General features: G+C 68.9%; 12 protein-coding genes and 1 pseudogene. 8 read left to right on the top strand and 5 right to left on the bottom strand.

Going from position 1 to position 15,964, the window contains the following annotated elements; all coding sequences use genetic code 11:
* The first annotated feature begins 141 nt into the window (after window positions 1-141).
* The 3 genes from AAEX60_RS02640 to AAEX60_RS02650 all read left to right on the top strand — a co-directional run bounded on the left by AAEX60_RS02640 (window position 142) and on the right by AAEX60_RS02650 (window position 4,370).
* The gene (locus AAEX60_RS02640) at window positions 142-903 is read left to right on the top strand and encodes an SH3 domain-containing protein (RefSeq protein ID WP_342101001.1); all 762 of its coding nucleotides are present in this window, start codon (window positions 142-144) and stop codon (window positions 901-903) included.
* A 144-nt stretch (window positions 904-1,047) separates the two neighbouring features.
* Window positions 1,048-2,646 (top strand): peptide chain release factor 3, encoded by a 1,599-nt coding sequence (locus AAEX60_RS02645; protein ID WP_342101002.1) that lies wholly within the window; start codon window positions 1,048-1,050, stop codon window positions 2,644-2,646.
* A 20-nt stretch (window positions 2,647-2,666) separates the two neighbouring features.
* A complete protein-coding gene (locus tag AAEX60_RS02650) occupies window positions 2,667-4,370 on the top strand; it encodes a ribonuclease J (RefSeq protein ID WP_342101003.1) in 1,704 nt (567 codons plus the stop codon).
* Between the two features lie 54 nt (window positions 4,371-4,424).
* On the opposite strand, the gene AAEX60_RS02655 is transcribed toward AAEX60_RS02650, so the two are convergent.
* On the bottom strand, window positions 4,425-5,936 hold the full coding sequence (locus tag AAEX60_RS02655) for an acetyl-CoA hydrolase/transferase family protein (RefSeq protein ID WP_342101004.1): 1,512 nt from the start codon (window positions 5,934-5,936) through the stop codon (window positions 4,425-4,427).
* A gap of 40 nt (window positions 5,937-5,976) precedes the next feature.
* Window positions 5,977-6,615: an HD domain-containing protein gene (locus tag AAEX60_RS02660; RefSeq protein WP_342101006.1), complete on the bottom strand. Its 639-nt coding sequence runs from the start codon at window positions 6,613-6,615 to the stop codon at window positions 5,977-5,979.
* Between the two features lie 78 nt (window positions 6,616-6,693).
* On the opposite strand from AAEX60_RS02660, the gene AAEX60_RS02665 reads away from it, so the two are divergent.
* From AAEX60_RS02665 to AAEX60_RS02685, 5 genes are all read left to right on the top strand, one after another.
* A complete protein-coding gene (locus AAEX60_RS02665) occupies window positions 6,694-7,689 on the top strand; it encodes a GlxA family transcriptional regulator (RefSeq protein ID WP_342101007.1) in 996 nt (331 codons plus the stop codon).
* Window positions 7,690-7,765: 76 nt separating this feature from the next.
* Window positions 7,766-9,286, top strand: coding sequence for a xylulokinase (locus AAEX60_RS02670; RefSeq protein WP_342101009.1), 1,521 nt, complete (start codon window positions 7,766-7,768; stop codon window positions 9,284-9,286).
* Between the two features lie 103 nt (window positions 9,287-9,389).
* Complete coding sequence (locus tag AAEX60_RS02675) at window positions 9,390-12,158, top strand: glycosyl hydrolase family 95 catalytic domain-containing protein (protein ID WP_342101011.1); 2,769 nt, start codon at window positions 9,390-9,392, stop codon at window positions 12,156-12,158.
* A 159-nt stretch (window positions 12,159-12,317) separates the two neighbouring features.
* Window positions 12,318-12,866, top strand: coding sequence for a methylated-DNA--[protein]-cysteine S-methyltransferase (locus AAEX60_RS02680; protein WP_342101012.1), 549 nt, complete (start codon window positions 12,318-12,320; stop codon window positions 12,864-12,866).
* 43 nt (window positions 12,867-12,909) lie between these two features.
* Window positions 12,910-13,419, top strand: coding sequence for a hypothetical protein (locus AAEX60_RS02685; protein ID WP_342101014.1), 510 nt, complete (start codon window positions 12,910-12,912; stop codon window positions 13,417-13,419).
* Window positions 13,420-13,468: 49 nt separating this feature from the next.
* On the opposite strand, the gene AAEX60_RS02690 is transcribed toward AAEX60_RS02685, so the two are convergent.
* The 3 genes and pseudogenes from AAEX60_RS02690 to AAEX60_RS02700 all read right to left on the bottom strand — a co-directional run bounded on the left by AAEX60_RS02690 (window position 13,469) and on the right by AAEX60_RS02700 (window position 15,925).
* Window positions 13,469-14,458, bottom strand: a complete 990-nt coding sequence (locus AAEX60_RS02690) for a DUF979 domain-containing protein (protein ID WP_342101016.1) — start codon at window positions 14,456-14,458, stop codon at window positions 13,469-13,471.
* Window positions 14,459-14,484: 26 nt separating this feature from the next.
* Window positions 14,485-15,153: pseudogene (locus tag AAEX60_RS02695) on the bottom strand (DUF969 domain-containing protein); the annotation flags it as partial.
* A 106-nt stretch (window positions 15,154-15,259) separates the two neighbouring features.
* The gene (locus tag AAEX60_RS02700; protein WP_342101018.1) at window positions 15,260-15,925 is read right to left on the bottom strand and encodes a GntR family transcriptional regulator; all 666 of its coding nucleotides are present in this window, start codon (window positions 15,923-15,925) and stop codon (window positions 15,260-15,262) included.
* Window positions 15,926-15,964 lie beyond the last annotated feature (39 nt).

The following is a 15,964-nucleotide window of genomic DNA, read 5'->3' on the forward strand; positions in this document are numbered from 1 at the left end:
ACCGGGCGATGAGGAATTCCCGCTCGGTGAGCGCACCCGAGAAAATCCTGAGAGATTTTGTGGGAAAAGTTCAGCTTTGGGGTGAAGATGTGCCAGAGTTCTTCCTGTCAACCGCAACACCCCACACGTCAGGACTCCTTCATGAAGCTGCGCACCACCATCGCCTCCACGGCCCTGATGGCCATCGCCGCCACCCCGATGGCGCTCGTGACCGCCCCGCAGGCCCAGGCCGCGCCGGCACCCGTCGCCCCGGCCAAGAAGCTGCCCGCCGTCACGGCAAAGACCTACAAGGCCACCGGTTACGTCAATGTCCGCAGCGGCCCCGGCACCAAGTTCCGTTCGCTGGGCGTGCTGCGCCCCGGCGCGGCGGTGAAGGCCGCCGGCACCGCCAAGGGCCGCTGGCAGCCGGTCACCTTCCACGGACGCACCGGGTGGGTGTCCAACCGCTACCTCACCGCCGGCAGCGTCGCCAAGACCTCCGCCAAGGTCACCCCCAAGCGCGCCAAGGTCACCCCCAAGCGCGCCAAGGTCACCAGCTCGGCCGCCCGCAATGTCTCGATGCCCCGCGGCGTGAACGCCAACGGCTACCGCGTCGCCACTGCGGTGCGCAACAACTTCCCGCAGATCGCCGTGATCGGTGGCTACCGGCCCGGCGACGGCGGCGACCACGGCTCCGGCCGCGCGGTGGACATCATGATCCCCAACTACCGCTACAACAACGCGCTGGGTGACCAGATTGCCGCCTACCTGCGGGCCAATGCTTCCCGGCTGGGGATCAGCTACGTGATCTGGGACCAGCACATCTGGTCCGTCCAGCGCTCCGGCGAGGGCTGGCGCGCGATGTCCAACCGCGGCGACGACAATGCCAACCACAAGAACCACGTGCACGTGAGCGTTCGCTGACTCTGACCGCACCCGACGGGCCCGCATCCTTGTGAGGATTCGGGCCCGTCGTCATGGTGTGAGAGAATCAGCAGGTTCGGGCGCACCCGCCCACCAGCGTCCGGCAACGGCCGACGCCCCGAGAACTTCCTGGAGACTGCCCCTGTGGACACCGCAGACCTGCTGACGCATGCTGCCCGGCGACGCACCTTCGCCGTCATCAGCCACCCCGACGCCGGCAAGTCGACGTTGACCGAGGCCCTGCTGCTGCACGCGCACGTGCTCAACGAGGCGGGCGCCACCCACGGCAAGGCCGGCCGCAAGGCGACGGTCAGCGACTGGATGGAGATGGAGAAGGACCGCGGCATCTCCATCAGCTCGTCGGCCATCCAGTTCCGACATGACGGCCTGGTCTTCAATGTGGTGGACACCCCCGGCCACGCCGACTTCTCCGAGGACACCTACCGGGTGCTGACCGCGGTGGACAGCGTGATCATGCTGCTGGATGCCGCCAAGGGCATGGAACCGCAGACCATGAAGCTGTTCGGCGTGTGCAAGCAGCGCGGCATCCCCATCATCACCGTGATCAACAAGTGGGACCGGCCCGGCCACGAGGCCCTGGAACTGCTGGACGAGGTGCAGGAACGCACCGGGATGCGACCCACTCCCCTGACCTGGCCGGTGGGGATCTCCGGCGACTTCCATGGCGTGCTGGACATCCGCACCGGCGACTACCTGGAATACACCCGCACCCCGGGTGGCAGCACCCTGGCCACCACCCGTCGTCGGTCCCCCGCCGAGGCCGAGCAGGCCGCCGGCGAGGCCTGGACCACCGCCGTCGAGGAGGCCGAGCTGCTGGCGGCCGACGGATACGAGCACGACCTGGACGACTACCTGGCCCAGCGCAGCACCGTCGTGCTGTTCGCCGCCGCGGTGCTGAACTTCGGCATCGGGCAGCTGCTGGAGGTGCTCTCCGAGCTGGCCCCGCCGCCCAGCCCGCGTCCCGACGAGCACGGCGAGCCGCGAGCCCTGGAGGCGCCGTTCAGCGCCCAGGTCTTCAAGGTGCAGGCAGGGATGGACCGCAACCACCGGGACCGGCTGGCCTTCGCCCGGATCTGCTCCGGCATCTTCCACCGCGGCGACGTGGTGACCCGGGCCGCCAATGGCCGGCCGCTGGCCACCAAGTACGCCTCCAATGTCTTCGGCCGGGAGCGCGAAACCGTGGAGGAGGCCTGGCCGGGTGACGTGATCGGCCTGGTCAACGCCGGCGACGTGCGCGCCGGGGACACCCTCTACCTGGACCAGCCGGTGACCTTCCCGGAGATCCCCTCCTTCCCGCCGGAACACTTCCGGCAGGCCAGTGCCCTTGACCCGTCGAAGCACAAGCAGTTCCAGCGCGGGATCGAGCAACTTGACCAGGAGGGCGTCATCCAGGTGCTCCGTTCCGATCGTCGGCCCAGCCAGATGCCGATCCTGGCCGCCGTCGGCCCGATGCAGTTCGAGGTGGTCAGCCACCGGATGGAGCACGAGTTCCATGCCCCCATCCGGCTGGACCAGCTGCCGTTGGGCGTCGCGCTGAAGGCGCAGCGCCAGGACGTCGCCACCATCGACGCCCATCCCGGCGCCGAGGTGGCCGAACGCAGCGACGGCACTCTGCTGGCCCTGTTCTCCGACTCCTGGCAGGCGCGCTGGTTCCGCCAGCGCAATCCCGACGTCCTGCTCGAATCCCTGACTCATGACCCTGCTGGCCAGGCCAGCGCCTAATCCCAACGAAAGGAGCTTTCATGGCTCGTACTCGTTCTTCCCGCAAGTCCAAGCCCGTCAAGAAGACCCTCACCGCCGCCGAACCGGGCGTCCTGCGGATCGTCCCGCTGGGCGGCCTGGGTGAGATCGGCCGCAACATGCACGTGTTGGAGATCGACGGCCGGCTTTTGGTGATCGACTGTGGCGTGCTCTTCCCGGAGCCCGACCAGCCGGGCATCGACGTGATCCTGCCCGACTTCGCCTGGATCGCGGACCGGCTGGATGCCGTCGAGGGCATCGTGTTGACCCACGGCCACGAGGACCACATCGGTGGCGTGCCCTACCTGCTCAAGCTGCGCCCCGACATCCCGCTGATCGGTTCCCAGCTGACCCTGGCGCTGATCAGCGCCAAGCTCACCGAGCACCGGATCAAGCCGGTGCTGCGCACCGTGCGCGAGGGCGACCGGATTGACGTCGGCCCCTTCGACTGTGAGTTCACCGCGGTGAACCACTCCATCCCCGACGGCCTGGCGGTCTTCATCCGCACCGACGGCGGCACCGTGCTGAACACCGGCGACTTCAAGATGGACCAGTTCCCGCTGGACAGCCGGATCACCGACCTGCGGGCCTTCGCCCGGTTCGGCGAGGAGGGCGTGGACGTCTTCATGCCGGACTCCACCAATGCCGAGGTGCCCGGCTTCACCACCGGTGAGCAGGAGCTGGGCCCGGCCATCGCCGAGGTCTTCCGCACCTCCCCGAAGCGGATCATCGTCTCCAGCTTCGCCAGCCACGTACACCGGATCCAGCAGGTGATCGACGCCGCGCACGAGCACGGCCGCAAGGTGGGCTTCGTCGGGCGCTCGATGGTGCGCAACATGGGCATCGCGCGGGACCTGGGTTACCTCAAGATTCCCGAGGGGGTGCTGGTGGACCACCGGGAACTGAACAAGATGCCGGACAACAAGACGGTGCTGATCTGCACCGGTTCCCAGGGCGAGCCGATGGCCGCGCTGGCCCGGATTGCCAAGAATGACCACCAGATCAAGGTTGGCCCCGGCGACACGGTGCTGCTGGCCAGCTCCCTGATCCCGGGCAACGAGAGCTCCATCTACGCGATCATCAACCAGTTGGCCGAGTTGGGCGCCAATGTGGTGCACAAGGGCAATGCCAAGGTGCACACCTCCGGGCACGCGTCGGCCGGTGAGCTGGCCTACTGCCACAACATCATCAAGCCGCGCAATGTGCTGCCGATCCACGGCGAATGGCGCCACCTGAAGGCGCAGGCCACCATTGCCCAGCGCACCGGCGTGCCGGAGAAGAACATCCTGGTGGTCCGGGATGGCGCGGTGATCGACCTGGTGGATGGCCGGATCACCCTGGCCGGTCAGGCGCCGGCCCGGCAGGTCTTCGTCGAGGGCGGGCAGGTGGACGTCGTCAACGACGAGACGCTGGCCGAGCGACGGGCCCTGGCCGAGGACGGCGTGGTGACGGTGCTGCTGTTCATCGACCCGAAGACCGGTGACATCGTCGAGGACCCGGAATACCTCAGCAAGGGCGCCCTGCCCAGTGACGAGGAGTTCGAGGAGCTCACCCCGAAGATCCAGAAGGCCCTGCGCAGCGCGGTGTCCGCCGGCCGGACCGACCAGGAGGTGCTGGAGCAGGAGGTCTTCCGCACCGTCACCAATTGGTTCCAGCGCGGACGGCGCAGCAGCCCCGTCGTGATCCCGGTGCTGATCGACGCGTAGTCGCGACGTGGGCTGGTGGACGCCAGTTTGTCAGGCGTCCACCAGCCGCTCGACTCAGATCCCCTTCATGGATCCGGATTCCGCCAACGCCCGGTGGAAGCCCAGGGCCGTGGTCAGGTCATGCGGCATGTGCATTGCCTTGCCGCAGGCTGCCTCGGCGCGCGCCACGTACTCCTCCAGCAGCGGCCGGTAGTCGGGATGGGCGACGGCGATCATCCGTCGGGCCCGATCCCGCGGCGCCAGCCCACGCAGATCCGCAAAGCCGTACTCGGTGATCACCACCATCACGTCGTGCTCGGTGTGGTCGACGTGAGAGGCGAAGGGCACGATCGCGGAGATCGCGCCGTCCTTGGCCACTGATGGGGAGATGAACGACGAGATGTAGCCATTGCGGGTGAAGTCACCCGAACCGCCGATCCCGTTCATGATCCGGGATCCGGAGACATTGGTGGAATTCACGTGGCCGTAGATGTCGGCCTCGATCATGCCGTTGGTGGCGATCAGACCCATCCGCCGGATCACCTCGGGATGATTGGAGACCTGCAACGGCCTGGTCACGATGTGCTCCCGGTAGCGCCGCGCCTCCCGGTTCATCTTCTCCGCATACTCCGGCGACAGTGAGAAGGAGGTGGCGGAGGCTACGGTCATCTTGCCGGCGTCGATCAGGTCGACCATGCCGTCCTGGATCACCTCGGTGTAGGCCTGCACCTTCTCGAACTTGGAGTCCAACAGCCCCGCCATCACCGCATTGGGCACATTGCCGACGCCGAACTGCATGACGTAGCCGTCGTAGGTCAGACGCCCGGCGGCCACCTCGCCCTCCAGGAAGTCCAGGAAGTGACCGGCGATCTGGCGGGAGACGTCGTCGATCGGCTTGAACGGGGCATTGCGGTCGGGCGCGTCGGTCTCCACCACAGCGACCACCTTGGACTGGTCGATCGGGATGTACGTGGTGCCGATCCGTTCCCCGGGGCTGGTGATCGGGATCGGCACCCGGTTGGGGAGCGCGGGCACGGACCAGATGTCAGCCATCCCCTCCAGCTCGATCGACTGCCACGAGTTCACCTCGATGATGATCTTGTTCGCGGCATTGAGGTATTCGACGTTGTTGCCCACGCCCGACGAGGGAATGATGTGCCCGTCGGCGGTGATCTGGCTGGCCTCGACGATCGCCACGTCCAGGGTGCCGAAGAAGCCCTCCTCCACCTGCTGCGCGGAGTGCGACAGGTGCAGGTCCGCGTACTTCATGGCGCCCGCATTGATCGCAGCCCGCATGGTGGGGTCCGACTGGTAGGGCATCCGGAAGCGCAACGCATTCGCCTCCGCGAGCACCCCGTCACAGTCCGGAGCCGTGGAGGCCCCGGTGAACAGGTCAATCTGGTACTCCCGGCCGGCCTGGTGGGCCTCACGCGCCCGGTTGGCGATGGCCGTCGGCAGGGCCTTGGGGTAGGCGGCGCCGGTGAAGCCGGACATACCCACGCGGGCGCCGTGCTCGACGAACTGGGCGGCGTCGTCGGCGGACATCACCTTGCCCAGCAGGGCAGCGTTCTTGATCCGTTCGTTCATGGTTCTCTCTCTTCCTGATTGGTCTGGCTCGATGTGCTGGTCACTCGCTCCACTGCGAGTTGAGGATGGTCTCGACGAAGTCACCGCGTTCGAAGCCCGGCAGATAGTGCTGCAGCACGTCCGCCTTCACATTGCCGAAGGTGGTCTCCGGGCGGTCCTTCAGGCCGTCGGTGAAGGCCCGCAGGATCTGGTTCTTGAAGTCGGGACGGGGGTGGGCGGCCACCACCGCCTCCCGTTCCTGGCTGGTCATCTGGTCATAGCCGATGCCCAGCACGTCCAGCTCGACGCCTCGAGTGAGCAGCGCCACCACCGGCTCCATGTGCAGCGGGATCTCCGGCGTGGTGTGCAGGGCGATCGCCGTCCACACCTGGTGGGCTTCCTTGTCCGCGATCCCGTTGCTGGTCAGGAAGCGACGGGCCTCGTCCGCCCCGTCGATCTCGAAGCGCTGGTGCTGGGTGCCGAAGCTGTCGGTCAGGCCCAGATCATGGAACATCGCGGCGACATAGAGCAGTTCTGGGTCGACGTCCTTGTCGTCGCGCTGCCCGCGCAGGCTGGCCCACAAGAAGACCCGTCGGCTGTGGTGGAAGACGACGTCGTCGCAGGCATCCCGCACCAGTTCGGTGGCGGCTGTGGCCAAGCTGCTGTCCGGGATCTGGATTCCCGCAATCGTCTCGGGCATGGATTCCTCCCTCTGGTAGGTGGCTTCGCCGTGGGCTGGGTCACCGTCCATTCTTGGGATTCGCCCTAGACTCATGCCATGTCATTGCGGACGGATCACCCCACGGATTCGGACATCACCGACGTCGGTCTCCTGGTCTTCGACGGGGTGACGTTGCTGGATGTCTCCGGCCCGGCCGAAGTCTTCTCCCGCGCCCGCGGGTTTCGACTCAGCTACCTCTCGGCCGACGGCGGCCACGTGACGACGGGCTGCGGGATGACCCTGGCCACGACGCTGCCGATGGCTGAATGCCCGGCCCTGGACGTGCTGGTGGTGCCCGGATCCGACGACCTGCCCCACCGCGATTGGGACCCCACTCTGCTGGCCGCCGCCCGGCTGGGGGTGGAGCGAGCACGGCTGGTGGCGTCGGTCTGCACCGGCGCCTTCGTGCTGGCCGAACTGGGCCTGTTGGAAGGGCGACGCGCCACCACGCACTGGAGAGAGGCGCAACTGCTGGCCCGACGCTACCCGGGCGTGCAGGTGGAACCGGACGTGCTGCACGTGCACGACGGACGCTTCGTCACCTCCGCCGGGATCAGTGCTGGAATCGACCTTGCGCTGTACCTGGTGGAATTGCAGCGAGGTGCCGCCGCCGCTCGGGAGATTGCCCGGGATCTGGTGGTCTTCCTGCACCGGCCCGGCGGCCAGTCCCAGTTCTCCCCCGCCCTGCGCCATCCGCTGCCCCGCACCGGGCAACTTCATGACCTGCTGCAGACGGTGCACACCGATCCGGCCCAGCACACCGTCGCCAGCATGGCGCGCGCGGCCAACCTCAGCCCACGGCATCTGGCCCGCTTGTTCACCGACGAGCTGGGAACCACCCCCGCCCGATGGCTCACCGAGCTGCGGCTGGACCACGCCTGCCGGTTGATCCTGGATGGATACACCGTCACCGAGACTGCTCTGGCCAGCGGCTTCGGCAGCGACGAGAGCCTACGTCGGGCCTTCGCCAAGCATCTGGGCAGCACCCCTTCGGAGTATCGGGAGCGCTTTGCAAGCACCCGTGACCACGATGGCGGAGCACCCACCCCCTGAATCCCTCCGCTGTCCCCGGGGGTCCTAGGCTTGGATGCCTGATGCACCGTCGCTTCACGGACTTGGAGGTTTGCAGATGGACACCACGCCACTGGTGATCGGCGTCGATTCCTCGACGACCAGCACTAAGGCTCTCGTCGTTGACGCCACCGGGCAGGTGCTGGCCCAGGCCAGCCGCCCGGTGGCCATGCTCACCCCGGGAATGGACCGTTATGAGCAGGATCCGCGCGAGTGGTGGAGCAGCACCCGCGACGCCATCCGGGAGGCCGTCGGCCAGCTGGCCGAGCCGGAGCGGAAGCGGATCCGGGCGATGGCCATCACTCCCCAGCGGCAGAGCTTTGCCCTGGTGGACGAGGCCGGCGAACCCATCCGGCCCGGCATCCTGTGGCTGGATGGGCGCGCCAGCGAGCAGGTGGCGCGGATCGGCAGTGAGGACGTGCACCGGCTGAGCGGCTTCCAGCCCGACGTCACCCCGTCGATCTACAAGATCGCCTGGCTGCATGATCACGAGCCGGAGAACCTGGCCAGCGCCAGCAAGGTGACTGGGGTGCACGGCTACCTGGTGCACGCGATGACCGGCCAGTGGCTGGATTCCGTGGCGACCGCCGACAGCCTGGGGCTGTTCGACATGGGGGCACTGCAGTGGAGCGACCAACTGATCCAGGCGGCCGGCCTGCGGCGCGACCAGCTGCCCGATCTGGTACCGCCGGGTGAGGTGCTCGCGGACCTACTGCCCGAGGTGGCCGCCGGCTTCGGTCTGCCGGGCCCCGTCCCGTTGATCGCCTGCTGCGGCGACGGGCAGGCGGCTGGCCTGGGCTGTGGCGCGGTGCGTCCTGACGAGGCCTACCTGAACATGGGGACCGCGGTGGTGGCCGGAGTCCACTGCCCCGAATACCGCACCGCCGACGTCTACCGCACCGACGCGGCCGGCCTGCCCCGCCACTACGTGCTGGAGGTGGTGCACAATTCCGGCGCTTACCTGGCTGGCTGGTTCCGCAGCCAGCTGGGCGATCCGGCGCTGGAGGGCAAGCCGGACCCGGCGCTGGACGCGGCCGCGGCGGCGGTGCCCATCGGCTGCGGCGGGTTGAGCGTGCTGCCCTACTGGAATGCTGTGCAGAGCCCGGAGTGGGATCCGTTGGCCAAGGGCGCCATCGTCGGGGTGGCCGGCTCCCACGGCCGGCCAGAGATCTACCGGGCCATCCTGGAGGGGCTGAGCGTGGCCGTCGCCCGCAACCTCGTCGGGCTGCAGGAATCCACCGGCACCCCGCTGACCAGCGTCCGGGTGATGGGCGGGGGTCAACGCAGCCCCCTGTGGCGCCAGATGATGGCCGACGCGCTGGGGCTGCCGCTCACCCTCTGCGAGACCGAGGAGGTCAGCGCCCTGGGCGCCGCGGTGATGGCGATGGCGCACCTGGGCGTGCACGGCTCGATGGCCGAGACCGCGCTGGCGATGTGCCACCTGGGTGAGGTGGTGCAACCGAACCTGGCCGCGCACGAGGTCTACCGCGAGCTGGCGGAGATCCAGGAGGGCCTCTACCCGGCGCTGCGGGAGACCTTCCGTCGGCAGGCGGACTTCGCGCGTCGTCATCCGGCCTGACCCGGCAAATCCGTCACCACGGGTGAGCGATTCCTTGACGTTTTGTTCTGTGCATGGACAAATGACACGGGCAAGAATCGCACGACGAAAGTGGCTGACGACGATGTCCCCCTGTGACCTGACCCGACGCACCCTGCTCCAGATCGGCGGCGGCGCCGCGCTCTCACCGCTCGCGGTGTCCGCCGCCCACGCAAACCCCAGCCCCGTCGGGGCCCTGCCCAGCAAGGACACCGTGCCCGACAAGTCCCCAGCGGCCAGCACCGACGCCGCCCGCCGGGTGTTGTGGTACGAACTGCCCGGCACCACTTGGTCCAAGCACGGCCTGCCGATCGGCAACGGCCGGCTGGGTGCCATGCTGCTCGGCGGCCTGCACCAGGACCGGGTGCAGTTCAATGAGATCAGCCTCTGGGGTGGGCAGAAGAACTACGACAACGCGCTGGCGGGCAAGCCCGATGGCGCCTTCGACACCTCGATGACGGGCTTCGGCAGCTACCTCAACTTCGGCGCCCTGACGGTGAGCTGGACCGACGAGCAGCCCCTGCCCAGTTCCGGGGAGGTCTTCATCAGCTCTCCCACCGGCCACGACGCATCCCTGGCCGCCAGCGTCGACGGCAGCCCCGACACCGCCTGGCAGGTGGCGGCCACCGACCAGCCGGTGAGCTGGCAGTGGCGAGCCGACGCAGCCCGCACGGTCAGCGGCTACACCGTGACCAGCGCCACCGACGCCACCCTGAACTGGCGGCTGGAGTCCTCCGCCGACGGGGTCTCCTGGCAGGAACTGGACCGTCAGGACGACCGGATGCTGACGGCCCACGCGCCCTTCACCGGCAGCGTCGCCAAGCCCCAAGCCGCGGTGCTCTACCGGCTGGTCTTCACCGCCACCCAGGCGCTGGCCCTGGAGCACGTCGAACTCACCGAGACCCTGCGGCCGCGCCCCGAGCACGTCGTGAACTACCGACGCAGCCTGGACCTGCGCGAGGGCGTGGGCACGGCCACCCACATCGACCGGCACGGCGGGCAGCACCGCGAGGCCTTCGCCAGCCGGAGCGACGACGTCATCGTCCTGCGCTACCACAGCGAACAGCCGCGCGCCTGCACCCTGGAACTGGCCTCCGCGCAGAGGGGCGCGCCGACGCTCGCCGAACCGGGGGTCCTGTCCTTCGCGGGGACGCTGGGCAATGGCCTGCGGCACGCCGCCCGGGTGACGGTTGTCGAGTGCGACGGCCAACTGCGCGTCGAGGGTGCCACCCTGCAGGTCAGCGGCGCCCACACGCTGGTGCTGGTGCTGGACGCCGGCACCGACTACCGCCTGGATGCCGGTGCCGGCTGGCGTGGGGCGGACCCGGCGCCGGCCCTCGCGTCGCGGGCGAGCGCCGCGGTCCGCACCGGCCACCGGCAGTTGCGTGCCCGGCACGTGGCCGACTTCTCGCAGCGGATGGACCGCTGCCAGGTGACCTGGGGCGGGAGCGGCGAGGGGTTGGCCCTGATACCCACCGACCGTCGGCTGGCCCTGCGGGCCGGTGGAGCCGCCGATCACCAGCTGGAGCAGCTGGCCTTCAACCATGGCCGCTATCTGCTGGCCAGCTCGTCGCGGCCGGGCGGCCTGCCGGCCAATCTGCAGGGCCTGTGGAATGAGTCCAATGAGCCGGCCTGGGCCAGTGATTACCACACCAACATCAATGTGGAGATGAACTACTGGGGCGCGGAAACCACGGACCTGTCCGACAGCCACCAGGCGCTGCTGGCCTTCGTGGAACAGGTGGCGGTCCCCAGCCGGGTGGCCACCCGCAAGGCCTTCGGGGCGGACACGCCCGGCTGGACGGCCCGCACCTCGCAGAGCATCTTCGGCGGTAACGGCTGGGAGTGGAACACCGTCGCCAGCGCCTGGTATGCGCTGCACTTCTACGAGCACTGGGCCTTCACCCAGGACCGACGTTGGTTGCGCACCCACGGTCTGCCGATGATCACCGAGATCTGCCGCTTCTGGGAACACCGGCTCAAGGAGCTGCCCGACGGCACCCTCGTCGCACCCAATGGTTGGTCCCCCGAGCATGGCCCCCGCGAGGACGGGGTGATGCACGATCAGCAGATCGTCTGGGAGCTGTTCACCAACTACCTGGAATGCGCCAAGGTACTGGGCGTCGACCTCCGCTACCAGGCCCGGATCCGGGACCTGCGCTCCCGGTTGGCCCCCAACAAGGTGGGCTCCTGGGGGCAACTGCAGGAGTGGCAGACCGACCGTGACCAGCCCAAGGACGTCCACCGCCACACCTCGCACCTGTTCGCCGTCTACCCGGGGCACCAGATCACGGCCGCACAGCCCCGGCTGCAGCAGGCCGCCCTGGTCTCCCTGAAGGCCCGCTGCGGGGAGAAGGACGGGGTGGCCTTCAGCGCCGCCACCGTCTCGGGCGACAGCCGTCGCTCCTGGACGTGGCCGTGGCGAGCCGCGCTGTTCGCCCGGCTGGGCGACGGTTTCCGCGCTGGTGAGATGGTCTCGGGCCTGCTGACCTACAACATGCTGCCCAACCTGTTCGCCAACCACCCGCCCTTCCAGCTGGACGGCAACTTCGGTATCACCGGGGCAATCGCCGAGATGCTGTTGCAGAGCCACGACGGCCGCCTGCGGCTGCTGCCGGCCATCCCGACCCAGTGGGCAGAACGGGGATCCTTCACGGGTCTGCGGGCCCGCGGCGGCTACCGGGTGGACTGCAGTTGGCAGGATGGCAAGGTCACCCGCTACCTGGTCTCCGCGGACCGGACCAGTGCCCTGGCAGTGGTGCTGGTCAGCGTCAACGGCGAGCTGGTGCGGGTCCGCGCCGCCAATCCTCGGCTGGGCATCCCTATGCGCATCCTGGGCACGGTCAAGGGCTGAGCCCCGCAGAGCATGACCGCAGCCCACCGGCACCCCGGTGGGGTGCGGTCTCCCGGGTCTCCCCCGAGCACGCTGCCGGCCCGACGGCCGCAGCCCGGTACCGTGGATGGCAACGCGTGGAGCCGGACCGTTGGCTGCCCGCAACAGCTTGGAGCACTCATGTCTACACGCCACACCACCGCGCCACCCACCCCGAGGCAGCTGCAGATCTTTCACCACACCGTGGACAGCCCGATCGGCCCCCTGCTGCTGGTCGCCACCGAGGCGGGGCTGGTCCGGGTGGCCTTCGCCGGCGAGGGCTTCCCGACGGTGCTTGAGGGTGTGACCCGGACGCTCGATGCCCGGCCGGTGGAGGATCCGTCGCGCCTGGGGGCGGCGGCCCGCCAGCTCGAGGAGTACTTTGCCGGCACCCGACGCACCTTCGACCTCCCCCTGGACCGCCGGCTGTCCACCGGCTTCCGACGCACGGTGCAGGACCGCCTGTCGTCGATCGGCTACGGCCAGACCCGGACCTACGCGCAGCTGGCCGAGGAGGTTGGCAATCCGCGGGCGGTGCGGGCCGTGGGCAGCGCCTGCGCCACCAACCCGCTGCCGGTGGTGGTGCCGTGCCACCGCGTGCTGCGCAGTAACGGCAGCCTCGGCGGCTATCTGGGTGGGCTGGGGGCCAAGGCGGCGCTGTTGGCGCTGGAAAGCGCTGCATTGGCCTGACGACAAGCGCGAATGGACCTGACCGTCGGGTAGGGTCGGGCGGGTGACCCAGCATCAAGACCTCGACCAGGCCATGCGGGAGGCCAATCCCACCCACATCCAGGGCATCGTCCTGGTGGGCGCCATGACCGCGTCGATGATGTTCGCCATGGTGGTTGGCGGGCTGTGGGCCGAGGGCGCGCCCGAGCTCCGGGTCCACTACAGCGCCCTGTGGGGGCCGGCGGCCGGCATCGGGGCGCTGGTCGGCCTGGTGAAGCTGCCGGTCCGCTGGATGATGCGCCACCCATTTGCGTTGATGATCGGTCTGCTCGTGGCCCTGGCTGCGATCGTGGCCCTGGCCGTCGTCTACTGGGGCCCCCACTTCTGGATGTCCCGGTCCGCCGCCACCCTGGCCACCGCCGCGCTGGGGGCGGCCACCGCCTTGGGCTTCGTCCGGTGCGCCGCAGACCCACGTCCGTCGGACACCAAGGACGTCACCCAGCACTTCACCCACCTGGCCGTGATCACCCCGATCGCCGTGATCATCAGCTTCCTGACCGGCCTCCACGGCTGAGCCGGGCCCGGGGCGTCCCCGGCCCGGCCAGCAGACCACCGAGCGGCGCTCAGCCCAGCCCGACACCGGGGAAGCTGACCAGGTACATGATCACGATGTTGACCAGCAGCAGGGGCAGGGCGGTGGGCACTTGCGCCTTGATGGGTCCGTAACTGTCCTTCAGCTCCAGCAGAGCGGCGGGCACGAGGTTGAAGTTGGCCGCCATCGGCGTGCACAGCGTCCCGCAGAAGCCCGCCAGCATCCCGATCGCGAAGATCGGGGCGGGGCTGCCATGGAACTGCTCCACCAGCACCGGCCACCCGACAGCCGCCGTCATCACCGGGAAGGCCGCGAAGGCATTGCCCATCACGATGGTGAACAGGGCCATGCCGATGCAGTAGACGGCCACGGCCGCCAGCAGCTTGCCGTCGGGCAGGATCATCTTCGTGACCCGGCCGACGGCCTCCCCCACACCGGCGTCCTTGAACAGCATGCCCAGCGTGGCCAGGAACTGAGGCAGAATCGCGGCCCAGCCGATGTGGCCCAGCAGCCGGTCGCCCTCCCGGAAGGGCTCGGCGGGGTTGCTCACCCGGAACTTGGCCATCGCCACCCCCAGGGCGATGATCGCCGCGGCGCCCAACCCGATGATGGTGGCCATGTGCGCCTCGAAGAGCGGCCGGCCGCCGATGCTGAGGTTGCGCATGCCCATCACGGCGAACAGGCCAGCGACGGCGGGGATCACCAGGGCGGGCACGAACAACCAGTTGCCCAGGCGGGCGGCGCTCCGCTCCCGCGTGGCGTCGTCGGTGGTCTCCACCGTTCCGCGGCCGGGATAGCCCAGCGCGGCGAGCACCACCAGACAGAGCACCGCGACGCCCTCCACCAGGGCCGGCGCGGTCTTGTTGACCACGAAGGTGCCGTAGCAGAAGCAGAAGGCCACGATGGACCAGAACAGGGCGGAACCGTACCGCTTGGCGTCGCTGCGATCCCGCAGCCGGATGATGGCGGTGACCAGGAAGGCAGCGGCGCACAGCCAGTAGAACCATTCGACCTTGACCATGCTCAGGCCTCCTGGGCGACGTCGGACTCGCGGGCCATCCGGGCCAGCTGGGCATCCAGGCGCAGCAGCCGGGGCGCGTGCAGCAGGAAGGCGCAGATGGCGGTGGGGATGGCCCACAGGGCGATCTGGATGGCCTCGAGTTTCAGGCCGTAGGTGGCGTCGACGAAACCGGTGATCAGCAGGATCGAGCCGATGGCGATGAAGCAGTCCTCGCCGAAGAACAACCCGATGGTGTCAGCGGAGGAGGCAGCCGAACGCAGCTTCTCCCGCATCGCCGTGGTGTAGCGCGGTTCGGACCGCTCCACCGCCGCCTCGGCCATCGGGACGATCAGCGGACGCACCGCCTGCGCGGGGCCGCCGATTGCGGCCAGCCCCAAGGCGGCAGTCACCTGACGAATGGCGAGATAGGCCACCAGCAGGCGGCCGGCCGTCATGCCCTTCAGCTTGCCCATCACGGTGCGTGCCTGCTGCATCAGGCCGTAGCGCTCCAGCAGCCCGATGACGGGGAGCACGATCATGAAGACACTCACCGACCGGGAGGACGCGAAACCGGTGCCGAAGGCCTCGATGATCCTGACCGGCGAGATGCCGGCGATCAGCCCGGCGGCAATGCCGGAGACCGCGACGACGAGCATGGAATTGATCCGCAGTGCAAAGCCGACGACCACGATGACGACGGCGAGAAGGACCCACATGTCCCCTCCTTGGGATTGGGCGTCGCAGTCCGACGCAACTCCCGCACCCTAGATTGTGTTGAACGATCTTGCCAAGACCGGGCCGCGAAAAAACTGCCGCAAGGGCTCAGGCCAGCTCCTGCTGGGCCCTGAGCAGGTAGACCTCCAGCGCCACCCGGGCGCGCGCCACCTGGCCGGCCTCCAACAGGGCGGCGATCCGTTCGTTCTCCTGGATGAAGCCCTCGTGCACCTCTCGCGGATTGCCCAGCGCCAGGAAGCGCAACCGGGTGAGGCCCACCAGGGAACGCATCACATGCCCGGCCACCGCATTGCCCGAAAGGGCGACCAGCGCCAGGTGGAAATCCCCGTTGGCGGTCCCGACGCCCGTCCAGTCGCCGCGTGAAGCGGCCTCCTGAGCGCGCGCCACAGCCTGGCGCAAGGCCCTCAATGGCTGTGTGGGAAGGGGTTGACCCAGTGCCTGCGCCGCCAGGACGGCGTCGAGGGCGCCCACCTCCAACTGCCGTCGCACGTCATAGACGTCGCGGGCGGTGGCCGGGTCGACGGTCTGCACGAAGACGCCGCGGTTGGGCACGTGCTCCACCAGGCGTTCGTGGGCGAGCAGCCGGAAGGCCTCGCGCAGCGTGTTGCGGCTCACGCCCAGCCGCTCCCCCAGCTCGGCCTCGTCCAGCCGAGAGCCGGGATGGAGCTGGCCCGCCAGGATCTCGGCCTGCAGCGCGCGGGCGCACCGCTCGGCCCGTGGACCACCGTCGTGCTGGCTCTGCTGGGCATCCATCGCTTTCTCCTCGAACCGCCGGATTCCTGCTCACATCTT

The sequence above is a fragment of the Luteococcus sp. H101 genome (assembly GCF_038433155.1).
Classification (GTDB): domain Bacteria; phylum Actinomycetota; class Actinomycetes; order Propionibacteriales; family Propionibacteriaceae; genus Luteococcus.

Excerpts from the sequence above, each read along its gene's own strand:
- AAEX60_RS02700 (WP_342101018.1), bottom strand. The coding sequence starts at position 15,925 with ATGGATGCCCAGCAGAGCCAGCACGACGGTGGTCCACGGGCCGAGCGG.
- AAEX60_RS02655 (WP_342101004.1), bottom strand. The coding sequence starts at position 5,936 with ATGAACGAACGGATCAAGAACGCTGCCCTGCTGGGCAAGGTGATGTCC.
- AAEX60_RS02675 (WP_342101011.1), top strand. The coding sequence starts at position 9,390 with ATGTCCCCCTGTGACCTGACCCGACGCACCCTGCTCCAGATCGGCGGC.
- AAEX60_RS02665 (WP_342101007.1), top strand. The coding sequence starts at position 6,694 with ATGTCATTGCGGACGGATCACCCCACGGATTCGGACATCACCGACGTC.
- AAEX60_RS02670 (WP_342101009.1), top strand. The coding sequence starts at position 7,766 with ATGGACACCACGCCACTGGTGATCGGCGTCGATTCCTCGACGACCAGC.
- AAEX60_RS02680 (WP_342101012.1), top strand. The coding sequence starts at position 12,318 with ATGTCTACACGCCACACCACCGCGCCACCCACCCCGAGGCAGCTGCAG.
- AAEX60_RS02650 (WP_342101003.1), top strand. The coding sequence starts at position 2,667 with ATGGCTCGTACTCGTTCTTCCCGCAAGTCCAAGCCCGTCAAGAAGACC.
- AAEX60_RS02640 (WP_342101001.1), top strand. The coding sequence starts at position 142 with ATGAAGCTGCGCACCACCATCGCCTCCACGGCCCTGATGGCCATCGCC.
- AAEX60_RS02690 (WP_342101016.1), bottom strand. The coding sequence starts at position 14,458 with ATGGTCAAGGTCGAATGGTTCTACTGGCTGTGCGCCGCTGCCTTCCTG.
- AAEX60_RS02660 (WP_342101006.1), bottom strand. The coding sequence starts at position 6,615 with ATGCCCGAGACGATTGCGGGAATCCAGATCCCGGACAGCAGCTTGGCC.